General features: G+C 70.2%; 15 protein-coding genes. 10 read left to right on the top strand and 5 right to left on the bottom strand.

Features of this window, described 5'->3' with window-relative positions:
• Window positions 1-46 precede the first annotated feature (46 nt).
• From sucC to mdh, 7 genes are all read left to right on the top strand, one after another.
• Window positions 47-1225: an ADP-forming succinate--CoA ligase subunit beta gene (sucC, locus tag HH310_RS38265; protein WP_169180650.1), complete on the top strand. Its 1179-nt coding sequence runs from the start codon at window positions 47-49 to the stop codon at window positions 1223-1225.
• Between the two features lie 4 nt (window positions 1226-1229).
• Window positions 1230-2111: a succinate--CoA ligase subunit alpha gene (gene sucD / locus HH310_RS38260; RefSeq protein WP_169180649.1), complete on the top strand. Its 882-nt coding sequence runs from the start codon at window positions 1230-1232 to the stop codon at window positions 2109-2111.
• Window positions 2112-2221: 110 nt separating this feature from the next.
• Complete coding sequence (locus tag HH310_RS38255) at window positions 2222-3718, top strand: DUF6350 family protein (protein ID WP_169180648.1); 1497 nt, start codon at window positions 2222-2224, stop codon at window positions 3716-3718.
• A gap of 28 nt (window positions 3719-3746) precedes the next feature.
• Window positions 3747-4364: a phosphoribosylglycinamide formyltransferase gene (gene purN / locus HH310_RS38250; protein WP_169180647.1), complete on the top strand. Its 618-nt coding sequence runs from the start codon at window positions 3747-3749 to the stop codon at window positions 4362-4364.
• Window positions 4361-5917, top strand: coding sequence for a bifunctional phosphoribosylaminoimidazolecarboxamide formyltransferase/IMP cyclohydrolase (gene purH / locus HH310_RS38245; protein WP_169180646.1), 1557 nt, complete (start codon window positions 4361-4363; stop codon window positions 5915-5917). The genes purN and purH overlap by 4 nt, the downstream gene beginning before the upstream one ends.
• Before the next feature lies 1 nt (window position 5918).
• On the top strand, window positions 5919-6518 hold the full coding sequence (locus tag HH310_RS38240) for a pentapeptide repeat-containing protein (RefSeq protein WP_169180645.1): 600 nt from the start codon (window positions 5919-5921) through the stop codon (window positions 6516-6518).
• A gap of 55 nt (window positions 6519-6573) precedes the next feature.
• Window positions 6574-7524, top strand: a complete 951-nt coding sequence (gene mdh / locus HH310_RS38235; protein WP_169180644.1) for a malate dehydrogenase — start codon at window positions 6574-6576, stop codon at window positions 7522-7524.
• 187 nt (window positions 7525-7711) lie between these two features.
• Here the strand turns inward: mdh and HH310_RS38230 are convergent, their stop codons facing one another.
• Window positions 7712-8674: a helix-turn-helix transcriptional regulator gene (locus HH310_RS38230; RefSeq protein ID WP_169180643.1), complete on the bottom strand. Its 963-nt coding sequence runs from the start codon at window positions 8672-8674 to the stop codon at window positions 7712-7714.
• Between the two features lie 79 nt (window positions 8675-8753).
• On the opposite strand from HH310_RS38230, the gene HH310_RS38225 reads away from it, so the two are divergent.
• Together HH310_RS38225 and HH310_RS38220 are read left to right on the top strand one after the other, a co-directional pair.
• Window positions 8754-10223 carry an FAD-dependent monooxygenase gene (locus HH310_RS38225; protein ID WP_169180642.1) on the top strand — a complete coding sequence of 490 codons (1470 nt, stop codon included), beginning with the start codon at window positions 8754-8756 and terminating at the stop codon, window positions 10221-10223.
• A gap of 113 nt (window positions 10224-10336) precedes the next feature.
• Complete coding sequence (locus tag HH310_RS38220; protein WP_169180641.1) at window positions 10337-11551, top strand: NADP-dependent isocitrate dehydrogenase; 1215 nt, start codon at window positions 10337-10339, stop codon at window positions 11549-11551.
• Window positions 11552-11928: 377 nt separating this feature from the next.
• On the opposite strand, the gene HH310_RS38215 is transcribed toward HH310_RS38220, so the two are convergent.
• The 4 genes from HH310_RS38215 to HH310_RS38200 form a co-directional block, all read right to left on the bottom strand.
• Window positions 11929-12465 (bottom strand): DinB family protein, encoded by a 537-nt coding sequence (locus tag HH310_RS38215; protein ID WP_211193148.1) that lies wholly within the window; start codon window positions 12463-12465, stop codon window positions 11929-11931.
• Between the two features lie 19 nt (window positions 12466-12484).
• Window positions 12485-13261 carry a DeoR/GlpR family DNA-binding transcription regulator gene (locus HH310_RS38210; RefSeq protein WP_169180640.1) on the bottom strand — a complete coding sequence of 259 codons (777 nt, stop codon included), beginning with the start codon at window positions 13259-13261 and terminating at the stop codon, window positions 12485-12487.
• Between the two features lie 82 nt (window positions 13262-13343).
• Window positions 13344-14258: a glycosyltransferase family A protein gene (locus HH310_RS38205; RefSeq protein WP_169180639.1), complete on the bottom strand. Its 915-nt coding sequence runs from the start codon at window positions 14256-14258 to the stop codon at window positions 13344-13346.
• Window positions 14255-15187 carry a sulfotransferase gene (locus HH310_RS38200; RefSeq protein ID WP_169180638.1) on the bottom strand — a complete coding sequence of 311 codons (933 nt, stop codon included), beginning with the start codon at window positions 15185-15187 and terminating at the stop codon, window positions 14255-14257. The genes HH310_RS38205 and HH310_RS38200 overlap by 4 nt, the downstream gene beginning before the upstream one ends.
• A gap of 59 nt (window positions 15188-15246) precedes the next feature.
• Here HH310_RS38200 and HH310_RS38195 point away from each other — a divergent pair, with 59 nt between their 5' ends.
• Window positions 15247-16041, top strand: a complete 795-nt coding sequence (locus HH310_RS38195; protein WP_169180637.1) for a WecB/TagA/CpsF family glycosyltransferase — start codon at window positions 15247-15249, stop codon at window positions 16039-16041.
• Window positions 16042-16178 lie beyond the last annotated feature (137 nt).

Below are 16178 nucleotides of genomic sequence, written 5' to 3'. Positions count from 1 at the left end.
ACGGTGCGGCTTGCCGACGGTAGGCGTCGCGAGCGAAAGGAGACACGTGGACCTGTTCGAGTATCAGGGGCGTGACCTGTTCGAACGGCACGGGCTGCCCGTGCTGGGCGGCGGTGTCGCGCAGACCCCGCCGGAGGCGCGCGCGATCGCCGAGCGCCTCGGCGGCAAGGTCGTCGTCAAGGCACAGGTCAAGGTCGGCGGCCGGGGCAAGGCGGGCGGCGTCAAGCTCGCCGACGGTCCGGACGAGGCGCAGGCGCGCGCGACCGACATCCTGGGCATGGACATCAAGGGCCACACGGTGCACAAGGTGATGCTGGCCGAGACGGCCGACATCAAGGAGGAGTACTACTTCTCCTACCTGCTGGACCGCGCCAACCGCACGTTCCTCTGCATCGCCAGCGTGGCCGGCGGTATGGAGATCGAGCAGGTCGCCCACGAGCAGCCGGACCGGGTCGCGCGGATCTCGATCGACGCCAGCAAGGGCGTCGACGAGGCCAAGGCGCGCGAGATCGTCGCCGCCGCGAAGTTCCCGGCCGAGGTCGCCGACCAGGTCACCGACATCGCGGTCAAGCTGTGGCAGGCGTTCGTGGCCGAGGACGCCACGCTCGTCGAGGTCAACCCGCTCGCCAAGGTGGGCGACGGCCGGGTGCTGCTGCTGGACGCGAAGGTCACGCTGGACGAGAACGCGGCGTTCCGGCACCCCGACCACGAGGCGCTGGTCGACCAGTCCGCGGTCGACCCGCTGGAGCAGGCCGCCAAGGCGAAGAACCTGAACTACGTCAAGCTCGACGGCGAGGTCGGGATCATCGGCAACGGCGCCGGACTGGTGATGTCCACGCTGGACGTCGTGGCGTACGCGGGCGAACGGCACGGCAACGTCAAGCCGGCCAACTTCCTGGACATCGGCGGTGGCGCCAGCGCCCAGGTGATGGCCAACGGCCTGGAGATCGTGCTGGGCGACCCCTCGGTCAAGTCGGTCTTCGTGAACGTCTTCGGCGGCATCACCGCCTGCGACGAGGTCGCGAACGGCATCATCCAGGCCCTCGCCCTGCTCGCCGAGCGTGGCGAGCAGGTCACCAAGCCGCTGGTGGTACGCCTCGACGGCAACAACGCCGAGGCCGGTCGTGCCATCCTCGACGGAGCGAAGAACCCGCTGGTGGAGCGGGTGGACACGATGGACGGAGCGGCCGAGCGTGCCGCCGAGCTCGCGGCTGCGGGGAAGTGACGTAATGGCTATCTGGCTCACCAAGGACTCCAAGGTCATCGTCCAGGGCATCACCGGTTCGGAGGGGTCGAAGCACACCCGCCGGATGCTCGCCGCGGGCACCAACGTGGTCGGCGGCACCAACCCGCGCAAGGCCGGCACCCGCGTCGACTTCGACGGCACCGAGCTCCCCGTCTTCGGCACGGTCAGCGAGGCGATGAAGGAGACCGGGGCGGACGTCACGGTCATCTTCGTGCCGCCGGCGTTCACCAAGGCCGCCGTCATCGAGGCGATCGACGCCGAGATCCCGCTCGCCGTGGTGATCACCGAGGGCATCCCGGTGCAGGACTCGGCCGCCTTCTGGTCCTACAACGTCGCGCGCGGCGAGCGGACCCGGATCATCGGCCCGAACTGCCCGGGCATCGCGTCGCCGGGCGCGTCGAACGCCGGCATCATCCCGGCCGACATCACCCCGGCCGGCCGGATCGGCCTGGTGTCCAAGAGCGGCACGCTGACCTACCAGATGATGTTCGAGCTGCGCGACATCGGCTTCTCCACCGCCGTCGGCATCGGCGGCGACCCGGTCATCGGCACCACGCACATCGACGCGCTGAAGGCGTTCCAGGACGACCCGGACACCGACGCGATCGTCATGATCGGTGAGATCGGCGGCGACGCCGAGGAGCGGGCCGCCGAGTTCATCAAGGCGAACGTCACCAAGCCGGTGGTCGGCTACATCGCCGGCTTCACCGCCCCGCCCGGAAAGACCATGGGCCACGCCGGCGCGATCATCTCCGGTTCGGCGGGCACCGCGGACGCCAAGAAGACGGCCCTCGAGGCCGCCGGGGTCAAGGTCGGCAAGACGCCGAGCGAGACCGCCCGGCTCATGCGCGAGGCCATGAGCTGATTCCCGTACGCCTGCGGACCGCGCGCCGCCGATCGAGTCGTTGCTCGATTGGCGGCGCGCCGTCGTATCTGCATCGCCGCGCGGCCGTCCACGTGCCAAAGTAGGCGGCGATGCCTTCCACTCCCGACCGTCCCGACGACTCGGACGACCCGTTCGCGGTCGCCGAGGCGGCGCTGCGCGAGACGGCGCCCGCGGAGCGGAGCGAACACGTCGATCGCCCGACCGAGGCGATCGTCGAGGAACGCCCGACCGTCCTGGTCGACGACAAGGCGCTCGGCGCCCGCGAGACCGTGAAGATCCCCGGCCAGCGCCGCCCCCGGGCCCGGATGCGCCGCGCCCCGCTGCCGGTGGCCGCCGGCTTCGCGATGCTGTGGGCGGCCGTCCTGTCCTACCTTCCGGTCGCCGCCGTGGTCGGCCTGGCCCGCACGTTCGAGGCGCAGGGCGGCCTGGCCGGTGCCGCGCGCGGTGGCCTGGCCGGCTGGATGCTCGGCCACGGCGTCCCGATCGGCACCTCGATCGGCCCGCTCGGGCTGGCCCCGCTGCTGCTCACCCTGCTCGTCGTCTGGCGGCTCGACCGGGCCGGCCTGCACGTCACCCGGGCCATCGGCGTCCGGCGCAGCGGCAAGATCGGCGACGCGCTGCTGGTGGCGTTCGCGATCGGGCTCGGCTATTCACTGCTCGGCTCGGTGGCCGCGCTCGCGGTGGACGGCCGGGGCACCGAGGTGACACCGGCCCGCGCCGCGATCAACTTCTTCGTCCTCGGCACGCTCGCCGCGTTCTCCGGAGCGCTGCGCGGCACCGACGCCGTCGCCACCATCGCCGGGTGGCTGCCCGGCCCGCTGCGGCACGGCGTGCGCACCGGCCTGATGGCGTCGTTCTTCATCCTGGCCGCGGGCGCCGCGATCACCGGCCTGTCGGTCGCGGTGGGCGGCGGCCAGGCCGCCGACATGATCTCCGCCTACCGCACCGGGGTGGCCGGGCAGGCCGGGATCACCCTGGTCAGCCTCGCGTACGGGGTGAACGCGGTGATCTGGGCGGCGGCATACCTACTGGGCCCGGGCTTCGCGCTCGGCACCGGCTCGGCGGTGCGGCTCACCGAGGTGACCGTCGGTCCGCTGCCCACGGTGCCGCTGCTGGCCGGGCTGCCGAACGGCCCGATGGGCGCGGCCGGCACGCTGCTGCTGGCCATGCCGGTGGTCGCCGGGCTGGCCGCCGGCTGGCTGCTCACGCTGCGGCTGCGGCGACCCGGCGACGCTGACGCCGACGACGGGCTGGCCCGCGACACCGCGGCTGCCCGGCGAGCCGGCGACACGGCGATTGCCCGGCGGGCCGGCGGCACCGCGGCTGCCCGGCGGGCCGGCGAGACCGCGGCCGACACCCTCCCGCGCTGGTCGCACGTGCTCGGTGGCGGCCTGCTGGCCGGCCCGGCGGCCGGGATCGTGCTGGGCGTGCTGGGCCGGCTGTCCGGCGGCCCGCTGGGCGACGGCCGGCTCGCGATGATCGGCCCCGACCCGTGGCAGGTCGGCTTGATCGCCACCCTCGTCGTGGGTGTCTCGGCGGCGCTGGGCGCGGCCGCCGCCCGGACGTTCGGACCCGCCCCGAAATAGCCCAGGCCAACGGAGATAGGGTTCTCGGGTGACCGACCCCGCGCCCGCCCGCCTGGTCGTCCTGCTCTCCGGTTCGGGCAGCAACCTCCAGGCATTGCTCGACGCCTGCGCCGACCCCGCCTATGGCGCCCGGGTCGTCGCGGTGGGCGCCGATCGGGACGGCGTCGCCGGTCTCGACCGCGCCACCGCCGCCGGCGTCCCCACCTTCGTCGACTCGGTGAAGGCCTACGCGACCCGCGACGACTGGGATGCGGCGCTCGCCGCGCACGTCGCCGAGTTCAAGCCCGACCTGGTCATCTCGGCCGGTTTTCTGAAGCTGGTCGGTTCCGCGTTCCTGGCCGCGTTCGGCGACCGGTACATCAACACCCACAACGCCCTGCTGCCGGCCTTCCCCGGCATCCACGGGCCGCGTGACGCCCTCGCGTACGGCGTGAAGATCGCCGGCGCCACCCTCTTCTTCGTCGACGCCGGGGTCGACACCGGACCGATCATCGCGCAGGTCAGCGTCCCCGTGCTCGACGACGACACGGAGGAGACGCTCACCGAGCGGATCAAGGTGGCCGAGCGCGCCCAATTGGTCGATTCCGTCGGCCGCCTGGTCCGCGAGGGCTGGACCATCGAAAACAGGAAGGTACGGATCCCATGAGCGAGGGCCGGCGCCCGATCAAAAGGGCTTTGCTGAGCGTGTACGACAAGACCGGTCTCGTGGAGCTCGCGAAGGTGCTGGCCGGCGCCGGGGTGGAGATCGTGTCCACCGGCTCGACCGCCTCGACGGTGGAGGCCGCGGGTGTTGCGGTCACCCGGGTGGAGGAATTGACCGGCTTCCCGGAGACGCTGGACGGCCGGGTCAAGACGCTGCACCCGAAGGTGCACGCCGGGCTGCTCGCCGACCTGCGCCTGAAGAGCCACGCCGCGCAGCTCGCCGAGCTCGGGATCGAGCCGTTCGACCTGCTGGTCAGCAACCTCTACCCGTTCACCGAGACGGTGGCATCGGGTGCGGGCGAGGACGAGTCGGTGGAACAGATCGACATCGGTGGCCCCGCGATGGTCCGGGCCGCGGCCAAGAACCACCCGTCGGTTGCGGTGGTCACGTCCGTCGAGACGTACCCGCAGGTGATCGAGGCCGTGCAGAGCGGCGGTTTCACGCTGCAGCAGCGCAAGTGGCTCGCGGCTCGCGCCTTCGCGGACATCGCCGACTACGACATCGCGGTGGCCAACTGGACCGCGACGGTGCTGGCGCCCTCCGAGTGGCCCGAGTTCGCGGGTGTCGGGCTGCGGCGGGAGAACACGCTGCGCTACGGGGAGAACCCGCACCAGCAGGCCGCGCTCTACGTCGACCATGCCGCGCCGCAGGGGCTCGCCCAGGCCGAGCAACTGCACGGCAAGGAGATGTCCTACAACAACTACGTCGACGCGGACGCCGCCTGGCGCAGCGCGAACGACTTCACCGAGCCGTGTGTGGCGATCATCAAGCACGCCAACCCGTGCGGCATCGCGATCGGCGCCGACGTGGCCGAGGCGCACCGCAAGGCGCACGCCTGCGACCCGGTCTCCGCGTTCGGCGGCGTCATCGCGGTCAACCAGGAGGTCTCCGCGGACCTGGCGCGGCAGCTCGCCGAGATCTTCACCGAGGTCATCGTCGCGCCGTCGTATTCGGCGGAGGCCCTGGAACTGCTGCGCGAGAAGAAGAACCTGCGCGTGCTGGTCGCCCCGGCCTGGAACCCGCCGCCCGCCGAGATCAAGCAGATCGGTGGCGGCATGCTGGTGCAGATGGCCGACCGGATCGACGCCGACGGCGACGACCCGGCGAACTGGACCCTCGCCACCGGCGCGCCGGCGAGCCCGGAAATGCTGCGCGACCTCGCGTTCGCCTGGCGGGCGATCCGCAGCGTGAAGAGCAACGCGATTCTGCTCGCGCACGACGGTGCCACCGTCGGCGTCGGGATGGGCCAGGTGAACCGGGTCGACTCGGCTCGCCTCGCGGTCGCGCGGGCCGGTACGGATCGCGCCGTGGGCAGCGTGGCGGCGTCGGACGCGTTCTTCCCGTTCCCGGACGGGCTCGAGGTGCTGATCGACGGCGGGGTCAAGGCGGTGGTGCAGCCGGGCGGCTCGATCCGGGACAACCTGGTGATCGAGGCCGCCGAGAAGGCCGGGATGACCGTGTATCTGACCGGCACGCGGCACTTCTTCCACGGCTGACATGGCCGAGACCCTCGTTCAGGACGAGACCTTCCGGGGCCAGGACTGGGCCCTGGAAGAGGTCTCGTACGTCCGGTACGAGGACTGCGCGTTCCACGACGTCGACTGGTCGGAGGCGCAGCTGACCGGCTGCGTCTTCACCCACTGCACGTTCGGCAACGTGCGGTTCAACGCGTCCGCCCTGACCCGCGTGGCGATCATGCAGTCGACGTTGCAGCGCTGCTCGTTCTTCGACGCCACGCTGACCGACTGCAAGCTGACCGGCAGCCAGTTCCTGGACTGCGGGCTGCGGCCGCTGACCGTCGACGGCGGCGACTGGGGCTTCGTCTCGTTACGCGGCCAGAACCTGACCGCGGCCAAGCTCGGCGGGCTGCGGCTGCGCGAGGCCGACCTGACCGGCGCCGACCTCAGCCGCGCCGACCTGCGCAAGGCGGACCTCAGCGCGGCCCGGCTCAAGGACGCCGTGCTGAACGGAACCGACCTGCGCGGGGCCGACCTGGGCGGCGTCGAGCTCAACGAGGTCAACCTCCGCGGCGCGAAGATCGATCTGGCGCAGGCGGTGCTCGTCGCGGCGGCGTACGGGGCGGTGGTCTCTGAATGACGCAACTAAGCGACTGATACCGTCCGAAAAAGTGTCCCGAGGACTGGGAGAGACTATGGGCAAGAAGGTAACCGTTGTAGGCGCCGGTTTCTACGGGTCGACGACCGCACAGCGACTGGCCGAGTACGACATCTTCGAGACCGTGGTGCTCACCGACATCATCGACGGCAAGCCGGCCGGTCTCGCGCTCGACATGAACCAGTCCCGCCCGATCGAGGGCTTCGAGACCAAGGTGGTCGGTGTGACCACCGGCCCGAACGGCGAGGGCTACGAGGCCATCGAGGGCTCGGACGTCGTCGTGGTCACCGCCGGTCTGCCACGCAAGCCCGGCATGAGCCGCATGGACCTGCTCGAGGTCAACGCGAAGATCGTGCGCCAGGTCGCGGAGAACATCGCCAAGTACGCCCCGAACGCCGTCGTCATCGTGGTGTCGAACCCGGTCGACGAGATGACCGCGCTGGCCCAGCTGGCGACGCAGTTCCCGAAGAACCGGGTGTTCGGCCAGGCCGGTGTGCTCGACACGGCCCGTTTCACGAACTCGATCGCGGAGACGCTGGCGGTGCCGGTCAAGAGCGTGCAGGCGCTGACCCTCGGCTCGCACGGCGACACCATGGTCCCGGTCCCGTCGCGCTGCACGGTGGACGGCAAGCCGCTGTCCGACCTGCTGCCCGCCGACAAGATCGAGGAGCTGGTGGTCCGCACCCGCAACGGCGGCGCCGAGGTGGTCGCGCTGCTGAAGACGGGCTCGGCTTACTACGCGCCGTCGGCCGCCGCGGCCCGCATGGCGAAGGCCGTCGTCGAGGACTCGGGCGACGTGCTGCCGGTGTGCGCGTGGGTGGACGGCGAGTACGGCATCTCCGGCGTGTACCTGGGTGTCGAGGCGCGGATCGGCGCCGAGGGCATCAAGCAGGTCATCGAGGACAAGCTCACCGACACCGAGGTGGCCGGCCTGAAGGAGGCCGCCGAGGCGGTCCGCGCCAAGCAGGCGGACGTCGCCACCCTGTAATCAGGTGTGCCATCGCAAGACCCGTCGCCCGCGGCAACGCGAGGCGGCGGGTCTTTTTGCGTTTGCGCGGTTCCGCGTTCGGTGTATCCGGCGCCGCGCTCGCCGGTTAGTCCGGTGGCCGCCGCTCTGGTTGTCTTGGTGGCGCAACCTGCTGGCCCGCGCAAAGGATTTGGTAATGGCGAACCGATTAGTGGTGCAGCGTTTCGGCCGGGGACTCGCCGTACGCCTTCCGATGCTGTTCCGCGAACCGGCTCAGGTTCCCGAAGGCCCATCGGTAGGCGATCGTGGCGACCGTGGTGGTCGACGGGTCGGCGTCGAGCAACTCGGCATGGGCCCGGGCGAGGCGCACCGAACGCAGCACGGCCATCGGCGATGAGCCGAGATGCCGCTGGAACCCCTCCTGCAAGGTCCGCACGGCCACGTGGCACCGGTCGGCGAGCACGGCCGTGGTCAACGCCGTCTCCGGTTCCGCGTGGATGATCTCGAGAGCCGTGTGTACCGCCGACGGCGGGGCGGGCCGTGCGGGGCGTTCCAGGATTCGTAGATAGCGCGAGTTGGCAACGGCGAGGAAGCCGTGCACGAGGGCTTCCACGTAAGGCATCGCCACCATCGGTTGACGCAGCAGGCTGTGCGGGTCGTCAAGCTGGCGGACGAACGCGCGGACCAGCTCGCTGAAGCTTCGGCCCCGGCCGGTGCACAGGTCGATGCTCGGGGTGAATCCGGTGCCGGTGCGGCCACCGGTGACCTTCATCAGCGCGTGGTCGACGGCGGCACGGTCGAGCACGAACGCCGCGTTGCGGCTGCCCGCCTCCCAGCGGGTGACCTCGACGTTGTCCTCCGGCAGGCAGACGGCGGCGAGCCCGGTGTCCGCGTCGACGTCGACGTTGCGATGCCGATAGTGAATCCTGCCGGTCAACGGGACGCTGACCAGGTAGGTCCCCAACTCGGAGAACGCCAGCCGGACATCGGCGTCGTAGGTCACGTCGCTGTAGACGAGCGAGCCCACGCGGGCGTTCCGAATGGCCGCCATCAGGTGCTGGCCGGTCGTCAACGGCTCCACGGTGTGCCTGGTGAGGAGCTGGCTGCAGTACTCGACGACGTCCTCGGCGGAGTCGAGGCGTACCCGCGGGGCTGTTTCGAGGGTGCCCATCGCCTCATCGTGCCGCCGGGGCGGGCGGGCTGCCCATGACCGTGATCACCGTACGACAAATCATGAGAAAGGCATCATCATGTCTCGTGTCGTCATCGTCGGAGCCGGACCCACCGGACTGTGGCTCGGCTCCGAACTCGCGCTCGCCGGGGTCGACGTGACCCTCATCGAGCAGCGCACCGAGCGCAACCCCGCAGCGCGGGCCTTCACCAACCATCCGCGGACCTTGGAGCTGTGGGCGTCGCGCGGCATCGTGGATCGCTTTCTGGAAGCCGGGCACACCGTGCCGCACTCGCATTTCGGGCTGCTGGACGACCGTTTGGACTTCCATGATCTCGACACGAGGTTCCCGCACGTCCTGATACTCGAGCAACCCCGGATCGAGGAGATCCTGGAGGAGTACGCGCTCGGCCTGGGCGTCGACATCCGCTTCGGGCACGCGTTCACCGGCTTGACACAGCGGCCGGACTCCGTGGTGGTGTCGGTGTCCGGTCCGGGCGGGGAGTACGAATTGGAGGGTGACTACCTGGTCGGCTGTGACGGGTCGCGGAGCCCGGTCCGCGCGGCGGCCGGCATCGGCGCCTCCGGCACCGAGAGCACGGGCGTGTCCTGGATCGCCGAGGCCGTCCTGGACGACCCGCCGGAGGTCAACTACTACTCGGCGCACAGCCCGGCGGGCAACCTGCTGATCGTGGACGTCGGCAACGGGCGGCACCGCATCGGCGGGTTCGACGCCCGCCCGGGCGACCAGGATGACTCGGCCGTCGAATTCACCCTGGCCGAGATGGCCGAGAAGGCCACGGCCGTCGCGGGCACCGACTTCGGGTTGCGCGAGACGTTCTGGCGGTCGCGGGACATCTCGGCCACCCGGCTGGCCGACACGTATCGGGCCGGGCGGGTCCTGCTCGCCGGGGACTCGGCGCACCGGATCTTCCCGGCCGGTGGTCGCGGGCTCAACACCGGCATGCACGACGCGCACAACCTCGGCTGGAAACTCGCCGCGACGATGAACGGCTGGGCGCCCGACGATCTGCTGGACAGTTATCATGAGGAACGGCACCCCGTCGGCGCCGCGGTCATGCGGTTCACCCGTGCGCAGATGCCGCTCATGACCCAGTTCACGCCGCAGATCGCCGCGCTGCGTGAGGTGCTCAGCGAGATGATCGCTCGGGTGCCGGAACTCAACCGGATCCTTTCCGAGAACACCTCGGGCCTCGACGTCGTCTATCCGCCGAAGGCACCGGACGCGCACCCGCTGACCGGACGCCGAGCCCCGGACCTGACCTTCGGCGACGGGACTTCCCTGCTGGGCCTGGTGTCGACACCTGCGCGGTACCTGCTGCTCGACCTGGCCTCGCACCCCCTCGATGTGGACGAGGCCGCGCCGGTGGTGGTGCACTCGGGAACTGCGGAGGGTGACCGGCCCGACTGGCGGAACGTGACCGCGGCGCTCATCCGGCCGGACGGACACGTGGCCTGGGCGACCGAGGAGACCGGCGAGGCCCGGCAGGCGGCGGCGGAGGCCGCGCTGAAGACGATCCGGCGCTGAGGCGGCGCAACGACCGGCGGCGATGAAGAGAACGGGGGCGAAAGTCGATCTTCAAGCCCCTGCAGTACGCTCGTACTGCTAAAGCGTGGGTTTCTGGAGAGGAGCGCCGGCCGATGGCGAAAATCAAGGTCACGAACCCGGTCGTGGAGCTCGACGGCGACGAGATGACCCGGATCATCTGGAAGCAGATCCGGGAGCAGTTGATCCTGCCCTACCTCGACGTCCCGCTCGAGTACTACGACCTGTCGATCCAGCACCGCGACGAGACTGACGACCAGGTGACGATCGACGCGGCCAACGCCATCAAGCGGCACGGCGTGGGTGTCAAGTGCGCCACGATCACCCCGGACGAGGCGCGCGTCCAGGAGTTCGGGCTCAAGAAGATGTGGCGCTCGCCGAACGGGACGATCCGGAACATTCTCGGCGGCGTCGTCTTCCGTGAGCCGATCATCATGGAGAACGTGCCGCGGCTCGTCCCGGGCTGGACCAAGCCGATCATCATCGGCCGGCACGCGCACGGCGATCAGTACAAGGCGACCGACTTCGTCGCGCCGAGCGCCGGCAAGTTCACCATGACCTTCACGCCGGAGGACGGCTCGGCGCCGATCGAGTTCCACGTGGCCGACTTCCCGGCCGGCGGCGTCGGCATGGGTATGTACAACTACGACGACTCGATCCGGGACTTCGCGCGCGCCTCGTTCCGGTACGGGCTCGCGCGGAACTACCCGGTGTACCTGTCGACGAAGAACACGATCCTCAAGGCGTACGACGGAAGGTTTAAAGATCTTTTCGCGGAGATCTTTGAGACCGAGTTCGCCGACGCTTTCCGGGACGCGGGGCTGACCTACGAGCACCGGCTCATCGACGACATGGTCGCGGCCGCGCTCAAGTGGGACGGCGGGTACGTCTGGGCCTGCAAGAACTACGACGGTGACGTGCAGTCGGACACGGTCGCGCAGGGCTTCGGCTCGCTGGGCCTGATGACCAGCGTGCTGATGACCCCGGACGGCAAGACCGTCGAGGCCGAGGCCGCGCACGGCACCGTCACCCGGCACTACCGGCAGTGGCAGAAGGGCGAGAAGACCTCGACCAACCCGATCGCCTCGATCTTCGCCTGGACCGGCGGCCTCAAGCACCGCGGCGTCCTCGACGGGACCCCCGCGGTGACCGAGTTCGCCGAGACGCTCGAAAAGGTCTGCGTCGAGACCGTCGAGGCCGGTCAGATGACCAAGGACCTGGCGCTGCTGATCTCGAAGGACGCGCCGTGGCTGACCACTGACGAGTTCATGAACGCGCTGGACGAGAACCTGGCGCGCAAGTTCGCCTGATTTCCGGGATCCCACCTTTTGCGCGGCGTGGCGTAAAAGGTGGGATCTTCGTGTTTGTGGTCATAGCGGCCTGCGCTTGGTCCCCGGTGACGACCAGACAGATCTTCGTCGTCTGACCGTCCGGATTGGACCATCACCCGTCCGGGCCATGCGGCAAATCGCATGTTTACCTCCGTAACCGGCGGGTACGGGGGTCGTTTTTCATGGCAGAACGGATGACGGTCGCGACGTCGAGGAGTCGCCCGCCGAGCAGGCTGCCTTGTCCCGGGCGCCGCCCGGTTCTCCTTGTCACCGCGCGCGGCCAGTGGGCGCCGCCGCGCTCGCCGTCCCTTCCCCTGCGGGGGGCCTTGTCCCGGGCCCCCCGCCCCTCTCGCCGGTTACTGCCCGATGCGCCCGTCGATGCGTTCGCGCAGCAGGTCGGCGTGGCCGTTGTGCCGGGCGTACTCCTCGATCATGTGGATCATCACCTCGCGCAGCGCGCCACCAGAGGCCCCGGTGTGGCCCAGGTCGTCGACCGAGTCCACATAGTCCTCGGCGAAAGCGATCTCGTTGCGCCAGGACGCGAACGCCTCCTTGACGACCTCCGGGTCGGCGACGGCGCCGTCGAAGTCGGCGTCCTTGTTCGCCTCTGTCCAATAGCGGGGCGGCGCCTCGAAGCCCGCCATCCGGACCCGGAACCAGATCTGCTCCACGTCCGCCATGTGCCGCACCAGGCCGAGCAGGGACAACTTGGAGGGCTCGACGGCACGCGCCGCCAGCTGCTCCGCGTCCAGGTCGGCGCACTTCAGTTCCAGCGTCAGGCGCTGGTCGCGCAGGTAGTTGACCAGGGTGTCGCGCTCACCGGTGAACCCGCCCTCGGTGCGCGGATCCTCCTCGGGCGAGACGAACATGTTGGACCACGCGAAGCCGCTCATGCGGAGAAGTTACCGAATCTCAGACGGCGCTGACTACGACGAGGTCCTTCACCGCTTCCTCGAGGATGTCGCGGGCCTCGGCATCCAGGCCGTCGTCGGTGATGAGCACGTCGGCGCGGTCGAGCGGGACGATCGAGGAGATGCCGACCGTTCCCCATTTGGTGTGGTCGGCGAGCACCACGAGACGTTCCGCGGCCTCCACGAGCGCGCGGTTGACGTCGGCCTCCATCAGGTTGGGCGTGGTGTAGCCGGCCCGCTCGCTCATCCCGTGCACGCCCAGGAAAAGGATGTCCAGGTGCAGCTTGGCGACCGCGTTGACGGCGACCGGGCCGACCAGGGCGTCCGAGGGCGTCCGCACGCCGCCGGTCAGCACCACCGTCTGATCCGGACGGCCGGCCCGGTAGAAGATGTCGGCGACCGGGATCGAATTGGTCACCACGGTCAGCGAGGGCATGTCGACGAGACGCTGGGCCAGCGCGGCGGTGGTGGTGCCGGCGGAGAGCGCGACCGCGTCGCCGGGCGACACCATCGCAGCGGCGCGCAGGACGATCGCCGCCTTCTCGTCGCGCTGGCGCACGGATTTCGCCTCGAAGCCCGGCTCGTGCGCCGAACCGGGGCTGACCGTGGTCGCCCCGCCGTGTACCTTCGCCAGCAGGCCGCGGTCGGCGAGGGCCTCGAGGTCGCGGCGGATCGTCATGTCGGACACGCCGTATTCGGCGGCGAGCTCGCTGACGCGCACCCCGCCGGCGGCGCGGACGCGGTCGAGGATCGCGGCCTGGCGCTGCTGAGCCAGCATCAGTGAGCCCTGGGGGAGAACCGCACTATTTCGAACACAGCCGAACACTACCCTGTGAACCGGATGTGAACAATTGGGTGCGTTAGATTCCCCGCCCCCGTTTGTGCAGCGCGGACAGGACGTTTTCCACCTTTACCGCGCCGGTCATGGCGGCCAGCGCGATCGCGGTCCGCGGCTCGCGCCAGTTGGCCCGCACCGCCTCCTTGCTGAACTGCCAGGCCTGGCTGCGGTTCCCGGTCGCGGCCGACCAGCAGGCAAGCTGCCCGTAGACCCGCGCGGCGCCCGGCCGGCATCCGCTGATCTCGGGGTGCCGTTGCATCATCCAGCGCAGCGAGGAGATCTTCGTCGCGTACTCGTAGGCGTAGTGCGAGGTGCGGCCCCACAACACCCGTACCAGCGGCTCGTCCAGGTGCACGATCGGGGCTCGGCGCGCGGCCCGCAGCAACAGGTCCCAGTCCTCGTTCTGGCTGCCCGGCGCGTCCTCGGCGACCAGGCCGATCGCCTCGGCGACCAGCGCCTCGCGCCGAATCAGGAACGTCGACGAGTGCAGCATCGCCATCCGGGACCGGGCCAGCTCGTCGATCGTCACCCGGCTGTGCCCGGCGAGGCGCGGCGTGCACTTGCCCTCGAACTCCACCTCGATCGCACACGTGGCGAACTCCGAGTCGGGTTCGGCGAGCAGCGCCGCGACCTGGCGGCGCAGCTTGTCCGGGTGCCAGCGGTCGTCGTCGTCGCAGAACGCGACGTACTCGGTGTCCAGGGCCAGGATGCCGGTGTTGCGGGCGCCGGCCAGACCGGACGTACGCCAGTTGGTCAGCACCAGCACCTGGACGCCCTCGGTGGACGCGAGCAGGTAGTCGGGTTCGGTCTGGTCGTAGACCACCAGGATTTTGACGTCGCCGGGATAGCGCTGTTCGCGGACCCCGGCGATCGCCTTGCGGACCAGTTCGGGCCGGTTCCGGGTGGGGATCACGACGCCCACGGATGGCCAGTTCATCTCAGGTCCTTTCCAGCAAGCGGGTATCCATACGCGCGCAGCATCGGGGCGCACACCGCGCCGACCAGTCGCCGCTGCTTGGGCGGGAGCTGGCGGATCCACGCGTCGTCGCGGCGCAGCGCCAGGCGGCCGACGGTGAAGCGCATCGGGTTCCCGGCGGCGCTGTGCCCGGTCCGCAGCTCGGCGTGGCCGTCCGAGACGAACGAGAGATCGTCCGCGGTCGGCGTCAGGCCGGCGAAGGTGGCGATGTCGACGAGCGCGCCGCGCGGGTCGGCGAGGAACTCCTCGTAGCGGATCCGGTGCACCGCCACGCCCCGGCGGGCGAGCAGGCCGAACGCGGCGTTGTGCGCGTTCCACAGCAGAGCCGAGCGGCCCGGCGAGTAGCGCGTCATCTCGTCGGCGCCGTCGCTCTCCGGCCGCGCCACCGTCTTGGTCCACGAGTACGCCACGCCGCGGGCGTCCCGTACGACGTGCACCACGCGCAGGTCGATGTCGCCGGCCCAGCGGAGCACGTGGGCGAGCGCGGAATGCTTGGACGAATCGACCACGACCGACGAGCCCGAAATAGCGGCCGCCGCCGCATAAATCCGGGAATAGTACGTGGCGTACTCATGTACCTCGTCCGGCGCCTCGACGGCGGTGGCCAGCCGAGGAATGTGCCGGGTGCGCTCCACCGCGTCGCGCAGCGCGTGCACCCGCTCGACGTCCACGTTGTGCCATCCGCCGAACGCCAGCTCCCCGACGCGCTGCCAGAACGAGCATGCGGAGAAGCGCGCCCCGCAACCGCAGCGCTCGTCGTCGCGCAGGTCGCGCTGCCACAGGTGGACGACTTCACCGAGGGCGCAGACACCCGGGAGTTCGCCGAGCAGACGTTCGACGAGCGTGGTTCCGCTTCGTCCCAATCCACCCAAAAATAGCACCCGTGCCACTTTGGCCCACCTTCGCTCGTTTCGCTCCTATAACGAGCGAAGTACCGAGGAGGCGTTGGGTGACCATCGAGGCGTTCGACCGGGTCGATCTGGACGGGACCGGGTTCGACCGGATCACCGAGGAGGAGGTGGTGGCCGTCGTGCGCGACGCGCTCGCGCGCGGCCGGGGCGGGCGCATCCTCACCCCGAACATCGACGTCATGCGCCTCGCGCGGACCAACGAGGACGTACGCCGCCTGCTCGGCGAGGCCGACCTGATCGTGGCCGACGGTATGCCGCTGGTGTGGGCGAGCCGGCTCAGCGGGACGCCGCTGCCGGAGCGGGTGGCGGGCAGCAGCCTGATCTGGTCGCTGTCCGCGGGGCTGGGCCGGGACCGGCGCTCGATCTACGTGATCGGCGGCGCACCGGCCGCGGAGGGCGACACCGACGGCGCGACCCGGGCCGCGGACCGGCTCGCCGCCGCCTTCCCGGGCCTGCGCGTGGCGGGCACGTTCTGCCCCGAGTTCGGCTTCGAGAGCGACAACGACGCGTACGTGGACATGTGCGCGAAGGTCGTCGAGGCGGAACCGGACATGGTCTTCGTCGGGCTCGGCTTCCTCAAGCAGGAGAAGGTGATCAGCGAGATCCGCCCCGAGTTGCCGGCAAGCTGGTTCCTCGGCTGCGGCGCGGCGGTCAACTTCGTGGCCGGCGACATCGGCCGGGCCCCGAGGTGGATGCAGCGCACCGGCCTGGAGTGGGCCCACCGCCTGGGCACCGAGCCGAAGCGCCTGGCCGGCCGCTACCTACGCCACGACGCCCCGTACGCCTTGCGCTTGCTGGCCCAGGCCCCGTCCCAGCGAGCCAGGTCCAAATAGCCGGATGCCACACAGAACCTCATTCGTGCCACACAGAACCTCATTCGTGCCACACAGGAACTCATTCGTGCCACACAGCTGCCCATGCGTGCAACACAGGAGTTGGCCTCGCGCGACAAGACGCCCGCCGGTGACAA

It is taken from the genome of Actinoplanes sp. TBRC 11911 (assembly GCF_012933445.1).
GTDB lineage: Bacteria > Actinomycetota > Actinomycetes > Mycobacteriales > Micromonosporaceae > Actinoplanes.
Note: the sequence above shows the minus strand (reverse complement) of the source record. Positions and strands in the feature narration are given on the sequence as shown.

Excerpts from the sequence above, each read along its gene's own strand:
- HH310_RS38240 (WP_169180645.1), top strand. The coding sequence starts at position 5,919 with ATGGCCGAGACCCTCGTTCAGGACGAGACCTTCCGGGGCCAGGACTGG.
- HH310_RS38230 (WP_169180643.1), bottom strand. The coding sequence starts at position 8,674 with ATGGGCACCCTCGAAACAGCCCCGCGGGTACGCCTCGACTCCGCCGAG.
- HH310_RS38225 (WP_169180642.1), top strand. The coding sequence starts at position 8,754 with ATGTCTCGTGTCGTCATCGTCGGAGCCGGACCCACCGGACTGTGGCTC.
- HH310_RS38215 (WP_211193148.1), bottom strand. The coding sequence starts at position 12,465 with ATGAGCGGCTTCGCGTGGTCCAACATGTTCGTCTCGCCCGAGGAGGAT.
- mdh (WP_169180644.1), top strand. The coding sequence starts at position 6,574 with ATGGGCAAGAAGGTAACCGTTGTAGGCGCCGGTTTCTACGGGTCGACG.
- HH310_RS38220 (WP_169180641.1), top strand. The coding sequence starts at position 10,337 with ATGGCGAAAATCAAGGTCACGAACCCGGTCGTGGAGCTCGACGGCGAC.
- HH310_RS38205 (WP_169180639.1), bottom strand. The coding sequence starts at position 14,258 with ATGAACTGGCCATCCGTGGGCGTCGTGATCCCCACCCGGAACCGGCCC.
- HH310_RS38255 (WP_169180648.1), top strand. The coding sequence starts at position 2,222 with ATGCCTTCCACTCCCGACCGTCCCGACGACTCGGACGACCCGTTCGCG.
- HH310_RS38210 (WP_169180640.1), bottom strand. The coding sequence starts at position 13,261 with ATGCTGGCTCAGCAGCGCCAGGCCGCGATCCTCGACCGCGTCCGCGCC.
- purH (WP_169180646.1), top strand. The coding sequence starts at position 4,361 with ATGAGCGAGGGCCGGCGCCCGATCAAAAGGGCTTTGCTGAGCGTGTAC.
- sucD (WP_169180649.1), top strand. The coding sequence starts at position 1,230 with ATGGCTATCTGGCTCACCAAGGACTCCAAGGTCATCGTCCAGGGCATC.